General features: G+C 41.4%; 14 protein-coding genes. 13 read left to right on the top strand and 1 reads right to left on the bottom strand.

Going from position 1 to position 15,904, the window contains the following annotated elements; genetic code table 11:
* Positions 1–45: 45 nt before the first annotated feature.
* The 10 genes from ACMXYU_RS15115 (at position 46) to ACMXYU_RS15070 (ending at position 10,230) form a co-directional block, all read left to right on the top strand.
* The gene (locus ACMXYU_RS15115) at positions 46–864 is read left to right on the top strand and encodes a YdcF family protein (protein WP_415899342.1); all 819 of its coding nucleotides are present in this window, start codon (positions 46–48) and stop codon (positions 862–864) included.
* Positions 864–2,597: a single-stranded-DNA-specific exonuclease RecJ gene (gene recJ, locus ACMXYU_RS15110; RefSeq protein ID WP_415899341.1), complete on the top strand. Its 1,734-nt coding sequence runs from the start codon at positions 864–866 to the stop codon at positions 2,595–2,597. The genes ACMXYU_RS15115 and recJ overlap by 1 nt, the downstream gene beginning before the upstream one ends.
* An 83-nt stretch (positions 2,598–2,680) precedes the next feature.
* Complete coding sequence (locus ACMXYU_RS15105) at positions 2,681–2,812, top strand: hypothetical protein (RefSeq protein WP_415899340.1); 132 nt, start codon at positions 2,681–2,683, stop codon at positions 2,810–2,812.
* A gap of 57 nt (positions 2,813–2,869) precedes the next feature.
* Positions 2,870–3,724, top strand: a complete 855-nt coding sequence (gene nfo / locus ACMXYU_RS15100) for a deoxyribonuclease IV (RefSeq protein WP_415899339.1) — start codon at positions 2,870–2,872, stop codon at positions 3,722–3,724.
* 39 nt (positions 3,725–3,763) lie between these two features.
* Positions 3,764–4,237 (top strand): hypothetical protein, encoded by a 474-nt coding sequence (locus tag ACMXYU_RS15095; RefSeq protein ID WP_415899338.1) that lies wholly within the window; start codon positions 3,764–3,766, stop codon positions 4,235–4,237.
* Between the two features lie 11 nt (positions 4,238–4,248).
* Positions 4,249–4,713, top strand: a complete 465-nt coding sequence (locus ACMXYU_RS15090) for a hypothetical protein (RefSeq protein WP_415899337.1) — start codon at positions 4,249–4,251, stop codon at positions 4,711–4,713.
* 28 nt (positions 4,714–4,741) lie between these two features.
* Entirely contained in the window at positions 4,742–6,046 is a 1,305-nt protein-coding gene (locus ACMXYU_RS15085; RefSeq protein ID WP_415899336.1) for a hypothetical protein, read from the top strand.
* A gap of 628 nt (positions 6,047–6,674) precedes the next feature.
* Complete coding sequence (locus ACMXYU_RS15080; protein ID WP_415899335.1) at positions 6,675–7,628, top strand: hypothetical protein; 954 nt, start codon at positions 6,675–6,677, stop codon at positions 7,626–7,628.
* Entirely contained in the window at positions 7,628–8,104 is a 477-nt protein-coding gene (locus ACMXYU_RS15075; protein WP_415899334.1) for a hypothetical protein, read from the top strand. Before ACMXYU_RS15080 ends, ACMXYU_RS15075 begins: the two co-directional genes overlap by 1 nt.
* A 1,565-nt stretch (positions 8,105–9,669) precedes the next feature.
* The gene (locus tag ACMXYU_RS15070; RefSeq protein WP_415899333.1) at positions 9,670–10,230 is read left to right on the top strand and encodes a recombinase family protein; all 561 of its coding nucleotides are present in this window, start codon (positions 9,670–9,672) and stop codon (positions 10,228–10,230) included.
* Between the two features lie 516 nt (positions 10,231–10,746).
* On the opposite strand, the gene ACMXYU_RS15065 is transcribed toward ACMXYU_RS15070, so the two are convergent.
* Complete coding sequence (locus ACMXYU_RS15065) at positions 10,747–12,405, bottom strand: recombinase family protein (protein WP_415899332.1); 1,659 nt, start codon at positions 12,403–12,405, stop codon at positions 10,747–10,749.
* A 5-nt stretch (positions 12,406–12,410) separates the two neighbouring features.
* Here ACMXYU_RS15065 and nfo (ACMXYU_RS15060) point away from each other — a divergent pair, with 5 nt between their 5' ends.
* From nfo (ACMXYU_RS15060) to ACMXYU_RS15050, 3 genes are all read left to right on the top strand, one after another.
* Positions 12,411–13,214, top strand: coding sequence for a deoxyribonuclease IV (nfo, locus tag ACMXYU_RS15060; RefSeq protein ID WP_415901134.1), 804 nt, complete (start codon positions 12,411–12,413; stop codon positions 13,212–13,214).
* 124 nt (positions 13,215–13,338) lie between these two features.
* The gene (locus ACMXYU_RS15055) at positions 13,339–15,141 is read left to right on the top strand and encodes an EAL domain-containing protein (RefSeq protein ID WP_415899331.1); all 1,803 of its coding nucleotides are present in this window, start codon (positions 13,339–13,341) and stop codon (positions 15,139–15,141) included.
* 136 nt (positions 15,142–15,277) lie between these two features.
* Positions 15,278–15,898: an NUDIX domain-containing protein gene (locus ACMXYU_RS15050; RefSeq protein WP_415882543.1), complete on the top strand. Its 621-nt coding sequence runs from the start codon at positions 15,278–15,280 to the stop codon at positions 15,896–15,898.
* Positions 15,899–15,904 lie beyond the last annotated feature (6 nt).

The following is a 15,904-nucleotide window of genomic DNA, read 5'->3' as shown; positions in this document are numbered from 1 at the left end:
TTTTTTGTGTCTGACAGAAAAATAAAAATACAGGGGCCTATGGACATGGCTGATCAGTTTTTTCTTCTCTCAAAGATCTTATGGTTTGTCGCGCAACCGGATCATCTTTTACTGCTAATGCTGCTGTTTGGCCTGTTCTTATGGCGCAGGGCGTTGGGTGTTTTTCTAGTCTGGACTTCTGTTTTGGCCATGCTAACAATTAGCGTATACCCAGTGGCTAATTATCTTTTAGAACCGTTAGAACAGCGCTTTCCACAACCTGTATTATCCGAAATTAAAGAGCCTATCGCTGGGATTATTGTGCTGGGAGGTGGTGAAAATGCGGAGATGTCCTCCCATACACAATGGCCTGAGTTTAATCAGGCTGCAGACCGTTTAATGGCGTTACCGGGCTTAATGCTGCGTTATCCAGATGCCAAAGTTGTTTTTACCGGCGGCTCTGGGTCCATTCTAGCGCCTGAATTTAGAGGCGGAGATGTGGCTGAACAATGGTTGCATCAACAGGGTATGGGATCGCGTGTAATGATCGAGCGGGATTCGCGAAATACTTTTCAAAATGCCATCTATACCAAGGATTTGATCGCGAATGCTGAGGGTCAGGTCGAAGGTAAGTGGCTATTAGTGACATCAGCCTTCCATATGGCGCGTTCGGTTGGCGTGTATCGTAAAGCGGGGATTGATGTAATCCCTTTCCCTGTTGATTATCGCGTCGGTACAATGCGTTTTGACCCCGGCCTGAACAAGAATATGAATGGCTTTAACACTGCTGTAAGGGAGTGGATAGGGCTATTGGCATACCACTACACTGAGAAAACAGACGTCTTGTTCCCTGCACCTGTTAGCACCATTGAATTAGAGAACTAATGAAGCAGTTAAACATTTCACCTAGACCGCAGGTCGATACATCTGTACCTGTGTTTCAGCAGGTAAATCCAGTTTTAGCCCGTATCTATGCATCACGTGGAGTGCATGATTTGCAAGGGCTTGGGCGAAACTTGAATGAGCTTTTGCCCGATAGTGGCTTGGCAGGTATTGATGGGGCGGTTAACCGTTTAGTTAGGGCATTAGAGCACCGCGAAAAAATCTTAATTATTGGTGATTTTGACTGTGATGGTGCGACCAGTACTTCGGTTGCTGTTTTAGCGCTACGAATGATGGGTGTGTCAGAGGTAGGCTATCTGGTGCCTAACCGCTTTGAATATGGCTATGGCCTAAGCCCTGAGATTGTAGCGGAAGCACTCAAACAATCCCCTGATCTGTTGATAACCGTCGATAATGGTATTTCGAGTATCGAGGGCGTTGCAGCGGCCAATGCTGCGGGTTTAGATGTCATCGTTACGGATCACCATTTGGCAGGGAGAGAGCTTCCAGCAGCTTGTGCCATCGTTAACCCAAATCAGCCTGATTGCCATTTTACCGCTAAATCTACCTGCGGTGTCGGTGTGATCTTTTATGTGATGATTGCACTGCGCCGAACGCTACAACAAAAAGATTGGTTTAACTTAAATGGGCTGCCGAGCCCTAATTTAGGTTCGCTCTTAGACCTTGTGGCTTTAGGAACGGTCGCGGATGTTGTGCCTTTAGAGCAAAACAACCGTGTGCTAGTTCATCAAGGTATACAACGTATCAAAGCAGGGCGCTGCAGGCCGGGTCTGAAGGCATTAATCGAGCTATCAGGTCGTCAGCAGCATAAAGTGGCTTCATCTGATCTTGGCTTTGCTATTGCGCCACGCTTAAATGCAGCTGGCCGTCTGGAGGATATGTCGATCGGCATCGAGTGTTTGCTGACCGAATCGGAACAGAAAGCCAAAGAGTTAGCCGCTACGCTGAATGATCTTAATCAGGAGCGTAAGGGGATAGAGCAGGAGATGCAGCAACAAGCGCTCGATCTGCTCGATAAGCTGCAACTGGACTCAGCGCAGCTTCCTTATGGCCTATCTCTGTATGAGCCTGAGTGGCACCAAGGGGTGATCGGTATTCTGGCTTCTCGGATTAAAGATCGAACGCACCGCCCAGTGATTGTCTTTGCTCAAGGCGATGAAAGCGAGTTAAAAGGCTCTGCACGATCAATTCCAGGTTTTCATGTACGAGATGGTTTAGATGCGATTGCTGCGCGATACCCATCGCTTTTGCGTAAGTTTGGTGGTCATGCCATGGCTGCTGGATTAACTATCAAAGCTACAGATCTAGAGCTGTTTCAAAACGCTTTTGATGAAGAAGTTAGACGTCAATTAAGTGAGTCAGACCTCCAGCAAGAGGTGTTAACCGATGGTGAGCTTACCTCTGCAGATATGACGATCGAGTTAGCAGAGCTGTTACGTGATGCCGGTCCTTGGGGGCATCAGTTCCCTGAACCGCTGTTTGATGGTCAATTTACCTTGATCCAGCAACGAGTGGTTGGTCAAAGGCATCTGAAAATGGTGTTGATGGAGCCGATTTCTGGTTTAGCTGTGGATGCGATTCAGTTTAACGCTGATATGGAACTATGGCCGGATCAGGATATCACTCAAGTCAGAGCCGTGTATCGTTTGGATGTAAATGAGTTCCGCGGTAAACGATCGGTACAAATGCTGGTGGATCATCTGCTGCCTGAGTAGTATCTTTGCCGTCTCTATTTTCTGATTCTTAAATGGAAGCAGCTAAATTGCTGCTTTCCTATCTACACTGAAGTGAATAATTGATGTCTGATCTACTGCCTTACTACGTTGGTGCGCATGTGAGCGCCAGTGGAGGTGTGCAAAACGCCCCGCTTAATGCTAAAGAAATTGAAGCGAATGCATTTGCTCTCTTTACTAAAAATCAGCGTATTTAGTTGTTTTGGCTAAGCCGATAAATCCTCTTTATATTTACTAGTTAAGTTGCCTATCCGATGACACAAATTCCTTATTATGTTGGTGCTCATGTCAGTGCTAGTGGTGGAGTGCAGAACGCTCCTCTAAACGCTAAGAAGTTAGAAGCCAATGCATTCGCACTGTTTACGAAGAATCAACGCAGATGGGTTTCTAAGCCGTTAGATGCTAAAACAATTGCCTCGTTTAAGAAAAACTGTGCAGCTCTTAATTTTAAACCTGAACAGATCCTTCCTCATGATTCTTATCTGATAAATTTAGGTCATCCTGAAGAGGAAGCGTTGCAGAAGTCTCGTGATGCTTTCTTAGATGAAATGAAGCGATGTGAGCAATTGGGTTTAGTTTATCTTAACTTTCATCCGGGGAGCCATCTGCGAAAGATAAGTGAGGAAGAGTGTATCGCTAGGATCGCTGAGTCTCTTAACTGGGCTATCGCACAAACTGAATCAGTTGTGGCAGTAATTGAGAACACAGCAGGTCAAGGAAGTAATCTTGGTTTTAGCTTTGAGCAGTTAGCAGCCATTATCGATCAAGTTGAAGATAAAAACCGTGTAGGTGTGTGTATCGACACCTGTCATATGTTTGCGGCTGGCTACGATATTCGTACTCAAGAGAGCTGTGCTGAGGTATTCGAAGATTTCGCCAATATCGTCGGCTTTGAATATCTCAAAGGGATGCACCTGAATGACTCGAAAGGTGGCTTAGACTCACGCTTGGATCGTCATCACAGTCTAGGTCAGGGAGAGATTGGTCTAGAGGTCTTTAAATTCATTATGCGCGATGATCGTTTTCGTGGGATTCCCTTAGTACTAGAAACCATTGATGAAACGATTTGGGCTGAAGAGATTCAATTGTTGAGACAATTTAGTTTATAGTGAGATGAATCTTTATTACCTCGTTAGCATGGAATCGCTATGTCTCTTGATCAAGAACTTAAGGAAATAGAACAGCAATGTAATTGCCCACCTAATACAGACATTATTGCTGGATGGAATGCGGCTAAAGATGGTAATTACACCCCTCCTTATAACTTTACCCGTGAACGCAGTAGAGATTGGGTTAAGGGTAATAAAGCTTATAGATGCAGAATGCTCAGTCTCCCTGAAAATCTTACTGAAAAAGAAGCATATCAAGCTGGTTATCAAAGTTATTTCAGTAATAACGGTCAACTTATCAATCCATGTAAGGGAAGAGGTGAACTAGAACATGCTTTTGAGGATGGTTGGGGGCAAGCATTAAGAAAGCAGTCTTCTCCTAAGTTCGATAAATCGAAATACCAAGATAACGGCCCTAAGACCTTTAGTGAAAAGTATTCAAAGAGAGATGATGGGTATCAACCTAGTAAACCTAAGATCAATCTATATAAGTTGATGAGGGACGGGGAGTAGAGGTTAGCCTTATGGCAGTTAAACTTGAATCGACATTAGTCGGTGTGGCTGAGGAGTATCTTGTTGCAGGAGAGCTATCCCTTCGAGGTTATATAGCATCGATCACACTGCGCAACAGTCGTGGTATAGATATCATCGCTAGTAGCGCAGATGGAGACAATTCTGTAAGTGTCCAAGTAAAAACCAACAGTGATGGTGGAAGTACATGGATGCTGAATTCTAAAGCCGAGCACTATTGCAGTGATAACCACTATTACGTGTTCGTTTCCTTGAATGACCTCGGAAAACGTCCTAATTTTCATATTGTTCCTAGTGAATATGTGGCTCAATATGTACGAGAAAGCCATGCGAGTTGGTTAGCTGGTAAAAAGAAGGATGGCACCTCTCGTAAGGATACGAATATGAGAAAATTCAAAGATCATACCAATGAATTTTTAGAAGCTTGGCATCATATAAACCTTAAAGATCGGTTTTAATCAGATTATCTTGAGTAAAGGGGACATAATGCCTTTAAATATTCACAACAAACTCAAAGAGCGTCTTGCCGACATTCTCACGGAACATCTCCCACAGATACTCACAAATAAACAAAAGTTTATTGATAGACGTTCGATGCTAACTCTATTTAAAGCTGAAAAAGCTATTCCAGCATCTGGGGAAATCAAAGAAAAACTTGATCAGTTTATTGGTGAAACCCCTGTTATAGATTTTATTTACGAAAATTTATCTCAAAACTTATATGAACACCAAGAATATGAGCACTTTTCTCAAGGAATTCCTCTTTCAGATCTAGACGGTTACCAAGAGATCGATAAAGTTGCCAATAAACTTGTAGAAGACCTAGATTCACTTCCTTGGTCATACACCTTTACGGTGAAATTACACAAAGAAATTGCTGAACCACTCCTCCCAATTATCACCAATAGAACGCTAGGGGATAGCATAACAATAGTTCAAACGGACGAAGTATTTGAAGGAAAATACCCATTAGAATCAGGCATTGAATTAAGAGACAAACGTATAAACGGATCAAATAGCTTGTTGATTCCCACTCCCGCCAAAACAGAATGGGGTAAAAGCAATCTATGTATTCAATTCAAACAAGATGGCTTTGTTGGCTTATACGGAGATACGGAAACATCTGAGAATGTCAGAGATGACTTTAAGTCATTTTGCGGTCTAGGGATTGCTCTGAGGTTATTTAAGGTTGAAACAAAATTCCGTGCCACCCCACAAAAAGCCAAATTCTATATACATCGAAAGTTAGATGAAGGCTGGGTTATTCAGAATACGCAAGAAATGGATACAGCGATATCAGAAACATTTCATGACCTTATCCTCCACGACCTAAATGGAGTATTCGAAGATGAAAATGATCTGAAGCATTGGGTACATAAGACCCTTCTAGATATCGATGCGGTATATAAACATAGAGAGCAAAATCAAAAACTATTAAACGCCTCTCGATGGCTATTCGAGAGCTACACAGGTAAAAATGAACTACTGTCATTTGTTCAAACAACCGTAGTAATTGAAATACTGCTAGGTGATAAAGATACATCTGATCAAATGGGTCTTGGTGCTCTGCTAAGGAATAGATGTGCGTATTTGATTGGGGATTCTCAATCGCAAAGGGATGAACTGTTAGAAGATTTTAAAAAAATCTATGATGTTCGCTCAAAAATAGTGCACGGAGGTAAGAATAGACTCAATTATATAGAAAAATCACTATTTAGACGGTTGCAATGGATGTGTCGTAGAGTGATAGCCAAGGAAGTAGAGCTTTTGAAGAAAGACATAACCAATTAGGTATTAAATACTGCTTTAATGAGAATATCGTTGGAGTTAACTAATAGTGTAATGGCGATTGTGTCTGTATATAACAACACTAAGCGGATAAAACCGCTATGACAAGGAGCTAGTCATGAGAGGGATTTTCTATTACGGAATACTTAGCCCAGCAATAGGGTTTGTAGCTATCGTATTTGGCTCCCTCTGGTTAGAGCCTATATCTTGGTTTGCAGGATTTCAGTACGAGTTATGGGATATCTTTACTTTTATAGCATCACAACCTTTCTTGATACTTTACCTTGCTTCTGTCGTCGTTGGATGGGGTATTACCCACGTACTTAGTCCGAGAGCTTATCAGGTATATGTCGTTAATGCAGATGAAATCTGTAATAAGGAAAATCCCTCATCAAAGGGCTGAATTATTATACTCCCTACACTTACAACTACAGGTTATTAGTTAACTTGCCAGAGAGCATGAATCCAAAAGATCTATTTGATTAATGTTTACGAAGCTGAAGATAGGCCATATACAAGCAACATCAAAACACCTACTTGTTGTAGTAGATTTAGATTCAAAGCTTATTTAACCTTGAGCTTGACTGCATAAAAATACGCATATCACGATAAGCCAGCAAGGAAAGCAAAAGTGCTAATTTATAGTCATCTCATTTTATTTCTACTGACCACTATCTTTTATACGTCATTCGTTCAAGCACAACCTCAAAATATTAAGGAGTGGGATTTTGCTCCCGGCTTTTATGGAAATCCCAATTTCGCGATCCGCGTATTTTCGGAAGAAAGGTCTGCTTTTTTACTCTGGGCAGCATTCCAAGGAACAGATGCTAAATACGCATCTTTCACAGTTAGGGTGCCTAATTTTAAATGTGACAAAGATCTCGCATCTGAAACTAGAATCCAGTCAAAACAAAAACTACTTATCAATAATAAAGTGTTCCCAATAGACATGGTTTGTTCTGAAAAATATATGAGCCTATACAACCATAATTCTCACAAATCCAAGCCTATGGATTTAGTTGAAGAGCTCTTACTGAACAATAAAACCGTCAACATGAAATTTGGTAACTATCGATGGAGATTTACTAGCAGAGGTTATACAGACCTTCGAGAAGCCATCGCAAAACTGCTAGATAACAAGCAGAAGCTCGAACGAACAGAAGTAAAAATAGCTGGTATATCTGGTTTCATCGAAAGATGGAGCAAACTTTCAGATCACGATGATAGAGGAGTAATCATGTCTCCTACAAAAGAAGCTTTCATTCAACTTATAGAGAACCATGCAGGTAAACATATCTACCTTCATCAAATTGACTACACCTGCTCAAGCCGAATTCATAACCGAAGCGTTGAATCCCCGTCACTTATCGTAAATAGTACAAAAGTCAGAGCTCTAGAATTCTGTTCCTCAGATACTCTCAAAACTATTACCCCGTACACATCTAGGGGACATAACTTCATCATTAAAGCCTTTAGAAAGCTCTCTGAAGTAAATATTAAACATGCAGGAACAAATCGAACATTTAGCGCGATAGATTTCGTCAGAATAAGCCGTTTGCTTGAATCACCTACGGGTGGGATCTAATGCTTAACTCTTATTTAAAGTTAATTTGTTTCACCCTATGCCTAGGAATTGTAATTTTTACTCCTGTTATTTATGCAAAAGAGGTCAGTCTGCACTGCTCAGGAACTAAAAAGATTTCCCCTGAATCAACAAACCCTCACTATCAAGATCACTCCTTTATAGTGGTTTTTGATCCAGCAACCAAAACAGTCAGTAGATATGATTCGTCCATCAGCAAGCTCACATTTATAAGCCAAGGGAGAGGGGATCACGTCAAAAAATCATATAGCGTTGAAGCGAAACCGAGTGCTTATTCCATAGCTCAATTCTTCATAAACTACGATAAAGATATAAAGATGGTGGAATCTATCCTCATAGATACAGCAAGTGGTGACACTGGAGGGGGGCTAACCATCATCAACGGCGTAAGAACAAATACCAATACAGAAACAGTTGAACAGTTCAGAGGGGTATGTAGAACCCTTAATCAAGGATAGAGCTCATGAAGATAATTAAAAGAGTGATAGTTTTAACAGCAAGTTTTCTAATAGCTGGCTGCCAAGGTTTAGGGCCTAACAACTTAATGTTTGATTCCTGCGCAGAGCAATGTACTAGGGTTGGTAAAGAGGGGTCATTCTTTTATAACGAATGCACATCTCAACCACACGGTCGAGCGTGTTCATGGTATGTAACCTCTCACAAACAATGCTTACATACTACAAATGAAGCTAACTACTTTTCCTGTGTTTATGGTCATATGCAAAATCATCAAGCTAGGAGAAGCGCGCATGTAAATGCCACACTAAACAAGCTAAGTGATGACCTCAAAAAAAGCTCAGAAAACCATTCATCAAGCAGACCTATAACATGTGTACAAAATGGGAACGTTACAACTTGTCACTAGAATTTAGTGAGTTACCCATTCTCATATCTGTCTAGATGGGCATCCATTAAGGGATGTTCATCGAGTACATTAATACCCTATAACCCCCCCCAAATGGTTGTGTATTTACTGCTAATCATTACTATCTGTTCCTATAGTGGACTGCTTGGCTAAAATCTTCAGGGGGATGGTGTTAAAATACTATAAATATCCATAGAGGCCTCTGTAAGGTCTTTTAAGAGGTCTTTGTTTGTTTTTCTTGTGTTTGTATGGCTTGCTGGTAAAGTCTCTTATACTGGCTTATGGGAGGTTTTAGGCACTAAGACTAAAAAAGGCTTGACAAGACTTGAAATCGAGTATAAAATATATTAAGAACTACTTAATAAGTATTTATAACGTCTCTTATCAAATCAAATAAGTAAACACATAGAAACGAAATAAAACATTCAAGTCTTTTGAAATATCTTATAAAGATTCTATAACATACTTTAAAGAATACGGTCTCGGGTCACTATTATTCTCCTCTTCTGATCTATCCTCTTTTAACGTTATTTCTTAAATCTTTATAAATTGTACAGCTTTATGGTGGTCCCTCGTTAGCTGTGATTAAGATTGTACAATTCTTGTATAGTTACTCCAGAACTCCTCCTAAATATAGTTCGAACTACATTCAATATTCGCATTCCTAAATTCCTCCAAAATTCAGACCTCCTTTTTCAGTCTCTGGTAAAAACCTCGGTTCAAAAAGATAAATAGCTTCTTATATGTCTAGGTGTTTAGACAAGCTATCCACCCCTCTGTAGATCTCATCGGAATTTAAAAAGATGACACCAGCCTTCACACATTCCCTGTATCACCTTCCCAAGCCTTCCTGAGTGTTATCTCATCCAGATTCAATATTGTTGCTGGTGGATTGCTCAATAGCTTGGTAAGGCTTCTAGGAATGATTGTGGAGGCTTTATCGGGTTGGTTACTGGAAAGTAGATAGAAAGTGTATTCATTAATGAGTGAAACTGTGTGCTTTTAACCCTGAACCTAGAATGTCCTGATAATTTCTCCTCTAAAACCCAGTAAAAACGTTAAAAGTGTATGCAGTAAAATCGTAACACTTAGATCATACTCTATTGCGCACATTGGAGTTAAACCATATACTGGCTCCAACACTTAAGGAGATCAGTTATGAAATTCATCTATGCACGAGTATCAACAGAAGATCAGAACGTAGATCAACAGGTAGTAGAGCTAGAAAAGGTTCACGGCCCTGTAGATGAAGTATTAACCGAGAAACGTTCTGGTAAGGATACTGACAACAGACCAGTACTTCAGAGGTTGATCGATAAGGTACGTAAAGGTGACTCTGTAATCGTTTATGACATTTCTCGTCTAGGTCGTAGTGTCAAAGATGTTCTGGAGCTAGAGGAAACATTCAGAGAGAAGCAGGTTCGATTAATCATCAGTGCTCTAGGTGATCTGGATATCACATCAAGTACAGGCAAGATGGTTGTCACGACATTGGCGGCTGTAGCAGAAATGCAACGGACAGAGATGCTAGAGAAGCAAGCTATCGGTATTGAAAGGGCTAAGGAAGAAGGTAAGTATAAAGGACGTAGTAAAGATGTCCGTCTACGCTCTGAGATCAAGAGTGAGCTAGAAGCAGGTAATAGTGTAAGGAAGATTGCAGCTAAGTTGAATTGTTCTCCTAGCACCGTACAGAGAGTTAGAAAGGATTTAGGATTGTAGAAGCTCTACAGCTCCTTAAGTGAACAGGCTGCCATTTTGGTGGCCTTTTTTATGTCTGTGGAAAACTGTAGAAAAGAAAAAACCAATCAGAGGACTGATTAGGGCTTCTTTAGGAGAAATGCCATTTAGCATTTGAAGTGGAGAAATTAACATCATTGAAAAAGCGGCTAAGGGGAAAACTGATAAGGTATTACGGTAACTTTACTAATAATTTATTTAATAAAATCAATTAATTAGACTGTATTGGTTGTTGTTTAATCAATAGTTAATATGTCTCTAGACCTCATTCTATGGGAAGTACTTATAGTAAATAAGTGATCAGTCAGAATTTCAGTTGTCTACGTGATTCGAGGTGGATCTGCTTAACTTGTTGAAGCTGTTTCAAAGTCAATTAAGAAGCCGCATGAGAGCTTGTGTGAGTGCTTGAGAGATGATTTTGTTCTATATGACTAACTACTTGATTCTATTGGTAAATGCGCTTACAAGCTCTTGTGGCGTGTCTGAATGTATCGGAATTTATATTAATGAATCTTTTACTGGAGGTTCATCAAATTCAAAGTAGGAATCTATATTCAAGGCCATATCTGTTTGATCTATACGATCTTCTAATACCTCTGGATCTGAATAATTCAAACCTAGAGGAGCACATACCGGATGAGGAATTTGTTGTGAAAAGAACGTGATGTAAACATTGTTCTTATCAACTTGGATCTTCTCAACGTATTGTTTAAGAAATAAGTTTAGATTTCTTCTACCTTGTTCAGTTTCTAGATCAAGCTTCTCTATACCCTCAAGAGACTCAGAAGGTTGAATACTTGATAAGCTAGCTTTGGTTGTTTCTATATCTACTTTGATCTGTTCAAGCTCAGTAGACAGCTTGTTCATGTCATCTATAACAATTGAAGTATTAAGACCGTCAGCAATTGCAGCAGAGTAGTTCTTGAGCTTATCTTCTATACCTTTTTTCTGTATATCCAGTTTTGATAATTTTGCTGTCAGAGCATCATGGTCTTCTGAGTTTATCTTACTGAAGTTTAGGTAAGCTGTGAGAGCTATTACAGAATTTAAAACACCAGTAAAGTTAATCATCCCATCGAAGCATTTGTGTTTCTTTTCGTAGGTGCTTTTACAGCGTAGGTACTTTTTAGGAGCATGTCTTCTACCTTTCCTTGGTGCAACGTGATCGAACTTGATAGGGCCACCACAAACATGACAGCTTAGTAAACCTACCAAAGGATTCCTGAAAGTTGCAGTCCTACCCCTAGTGACTTTTCCGAATGTGTCTTGAACTCGATAAAACAGCTCTGGTTCTATTACGGTAGGAAAGTAATTAGGAATAGGATCGCCTATAGGTACACCATCTTGCCTTAGTTGGAATTCTCCAATAACGGCTTTGGATTTAAGATAATTAACCACTGTTGTCTGTGACCACTGGGAAGGGACTTTTTTGATCTTTCCTGTCTTCTTATCCTTAACTGGTTGACCGTTTTCGTCTTTAACAGTTTTCGAACCAAAAGCGATAGTTCCCTCTTCATTGAGAGTCTTTAGAATCTTAACGATACCGTAGCCTTTTGACCTCATATCAAAGATCCGTTTTAAGGTATCTACAAACTCTGGTATCTCTTCAAAGGTTTGAGTTTCTTTATTTAACTTTAGCCACTTAGGGCAGTTGCCAGTAAATTTAGTTTCACCAGCTAAGGTTGTTTCTCTTTTAGCTTGTTTGGCTGCTCTAACTCGTTTTGATTTAGTTTCTGATTCTTCCCATCCTCGGTTTAGGATCATTATGGCTTGCATAACGTCCACCATTTCAGAATTTGAATCGTAAACTTTGGAATCAGATAAGGTGACGAGGGTTACATTTCGGTCTAAAAGATCAAGGAAGAGCATTGTAGCTCTTTTTATCTCAGCTCTAGAGAGTCGATCAAGGTTCTCTAGTAGTAGATAGCAAGGGGTAGGGATGGCTTTTGATTTAACGCCCTCTATGAAAAGAGATAAAGCTCCAGTAGAGATATTGTCACCGCTGTATGCGCTAATGCCTAAATCTTCAAAAGTTTGATTCGAGAGGATTAAATTATGCTTATTGCAGTACTCTTTCACTTGCTCAGACTGTCTTCTGTACGAGTCTCCTTGAGCTTGCGACTGTTTACTAAATCTTATGTACGAATAAGCTTTCATGCTAAATATCCCTGTCAGTTGATAAGGGTATTTTATGCTTAGTTAAAACAGTTAACAATCAGCGGCGTTGGGTGGCAAAGCCTTTAGATTCCAAGACGATCGCGTCATTTAAGAAAAACTGCGCTGCGCTAAATTTTAAGCCGGAGCAGATTCTACCTCATGATTCCTATCTCATTAACTTGGGCCATCCTGAAGAGGAAGCGTTGCAGAAGTCTCGTGATGCTTTCTTAGATGAGATGCAGCGCTGTGAGCAGTTGGGCTTGGTTTATCTTAATTTTCATCCGGGTAGTCATCTGCGCAAGATCAGTGAAGAGGAGTGTATTGCTAAGATTGCTGAGTCGCTTAACTGGGCAATTGCGCAAACTGAATCCGTTGTGGCGGTCATTGAAAATACAGCGGGCCAAGGAAGCAACCTTGGTTTTAGCTTTGAGCAGTTGGCCGCCATTATTGATCAAGTAGAAGATAAGAGCCGCGTAGGTGTGTGTATTGATACTTGTCACATGTTTGCGGCTGGCTACGATATTCGTACTCAAGAGAGTTGTGCTGAGGTATTCGAAGATTTCGCCAAGATCGTCGGTTTTGAATACCTTAAAGGTATGCACCTGAATGACTCTAAAGGTGGTTTAGACTCGCGTTTGGATCGCCATCACAGTCTAGGTCAGGGAGAGATCGGTTTAGAGGTCTTTAAATTCATTATGCGTGATGATCGTTTCCGAGGGATACCGTTAGTGCTGGAAACGATTGATGAGACGATCTGGGCAGAAGAGATTCAGATGCTGAGACAGTTTACATTAGGCGAGCTTGATTAGGCTTGTCTAATATTTGGGCAGTTATCCACCCATATAAATAGTAGATTTTTTGCTTCTGTCACTTAAGTGTCATCCTTTATCGCTAGCCTGTGCGTCTAAGAGTAATGCGTCACAGGTGAGTAGTATGTTGCTTGCAACAAATGAAGTGGATGCTGAGTCACGTCGTAAGTATCTTTTCGATATTTTAGAATCAGAATCACTTTATCCACATTTTCAGCCGATTGTTGATTTAAAAAACAATGTTGTTATTGGTCATGAAGCCTTAATTAGAGGACCTGCGGGTACGGTTATGGCTTCGCCTGGCGCGTTGTTCCAGACGGCAATTGAAAACAATTTGTTACATACACTTGAGTTGTTATCTCGACGCAAATCCCTTGAAGCATTTGCAGAGTTGAACCCTGGTGGGCAGCTCTTTCTTAATATCAGTGCTTCTTTGTTAGGGACGCCAGAGCACACCGAAGGCTTTACAGCTGAGCTGCTACAAGAGCTGGGTATCTCTATTTCGGATATTGTTATTGAGTTATCCGAGCAGCATCCTTTTGATCAGCAGGGCCTGACTCATGCTGCCGTTGAGCACTACCGAAATATGGGGTTCCAAGTAGCGGTAGATGATTTGGGAACAGGTTACTCTGGCTTGAAATTGTGGTCGGAGCTAAAACCTGAATACGTCAAAATTGATCGCCATTTTATCTCCGATATTGATAGTGATCCGGTGAAACGTGAATTTGTACGATCGATCTATAACATCAGTAATACCATGGGCTGCAAAGTCATTGCTGAAGGGATTGAACGTCAAGAAGAAGTCAAAACGATCAAAGAGCTGGGGATCAATATTGGCCAAGGTTTTTACCTTGGTTATCCAAGCCCAGAGCCGCAAACAGTAGAGCCTCCAGTTGTTGATGTCTACGAATCTGCAAATGCCCCTCGAGTTGAGAACTGTGAGACGGCTCACTCTCTATTGCGCAACGCCCCAACCGTTTCGATTCAAGATACAGTGCTATCGGTGAGTGACCTATTTAGGACGCACCCCGAAGTAAGCTCTCTACCGGTTGTGCATGAAGGCGTACCCCAAGGTGTAGTGAGAAGGTCCAGTTTGTTTGAGCTTTTCTCTACCCAATATGGTCGAGCGCTTTATGGTACGAAACCGGTCGAGCGGATCTTGTCCCATGACGTTCTTATTGTGGATGCCGGGATGAGCTTGGATGAGGTCTCTCGGCTTATCACAGAGAATGAGCAGAATGAGATCCAGCAGGATTTGGTTATTACCCAGAACGATCTCTATGTTGGTATGGGTAATGTGCGAGATCTGTTGAAGCGCTTAACCGAACTCAAAGTACAAAATGCGCAATACGCCAACCCGCTGACGCTTTTGCCGGGTAATGTCCCGATCAATAACGAAGTGGATGCGTTGCTTAATCAATCGGCAGACTTTCATGTCGCTTATTTTGATCTGAATAACTTTAAACCCTTTAACGATTGCTACGGCTATTCCAAAGGGGATCAGGTGATTCGCTTGTTGGGCGAATTACTGGTGCAACATGCCTCTTATGATTCAAATTTCATCGGCCATGTTGGGGGCGATGACTTTGTGGTGATCTATCGCTCTCCTGATTGGCAGTTGAGTTGTGAGCGGATCATTCGCGAGTTCGATAAAGCTGTAAAAGGCTTCTACTGCGATGCGGATCTCAAAGCGGGTGGAATCTGGGCGAGTGATCGTCAGGATAATCGCACCTTTTTCTCATTTTTGGGCTTAGCTGTCGGTGTTGTTCACCCTGATCCTTGCTGTTGTAACAGCTTTCATGAGGTGGCGGAGCTTGCGGCAATGGCCAAAAAAGAAGCTAAAAAGTCTGCTGAGAGCGCGATGTTTGTATCCCGTCGGCGTTGTATTACTACATCGGTAGCCGATAGCTTAAGGTGCTTTGCGTAAGCTTAAATTTCTATCTTAGCCCTGTTACTCAGGGCTAACATCTCCTTCTTCATTTCTAAATGTCTTGATCAATTGGCTTGATGAGCTGGTTAATTGATATAGTGAGTTATTCGCTAGTCAATGACAGGAACAGCACATGTCTGAGAAATGGCAACCAAGTTTTGGTCAAAAAGATTTCAACATCGATAAACAAGAAACCCTGTACGATGGTTTCTTTCAAATGCACAAACTCTATCTGCGGCATAAAACTTTTGCTGGCAGTGAAATAGAGATCCAGCGTGAGCTGTTTTACCGAGATGATGCTGTATGTGCGCTGCTCTATGATGCGGTTAAGCAATCAGTTGTTTTGATTGAGCAGTTTCGTGTGGGAGCATTTGATAGCCCAGATGGGCCTTGGTTGTTGGAGCTGGTGGCAGGTATCGTCGAGAAAGGTGAAACCACTGAAGATGTCGCTCGCCGTGAAGCAGTCGAAGAAGCTGGTGCGCAGTTAGGTGAGATTAAGCACATTACCCGTTTCTCACCGAGCACTGGAGCAACGCGAGAGTATATTGATCTACTTTGTGCTCAGGTGGATTCCAGTGGTGTCGAAGGCATCCATGGTTTGCCTGAAGAGGGCGAAGATATCAAAGTGCATGTTATTCCGGTGGAAGATGCCTTTGAATTAGTACAACAAGGTATAATTAATAATGCCCCTGCGATAATTGCGCTGCAGTGGCTACAGTTAAATAAGTCAGCGCTCGATCAGCGATGGCAGTGAGTATTA

Source organism: Neptuniibacter sp. QD48_11, assembly GCF_047778095.1.
Taxonomy (GTDB): Bacteria; Pseudomonadota; Gammaproteobacteria; order Pseudomonadales; family Balneatricaceae; genus Neptuniibacter.
Note: the sequence above shows the minus strand (reverse complement) of the source record. Positions and strands in the feature narration are given on the sequence as shown.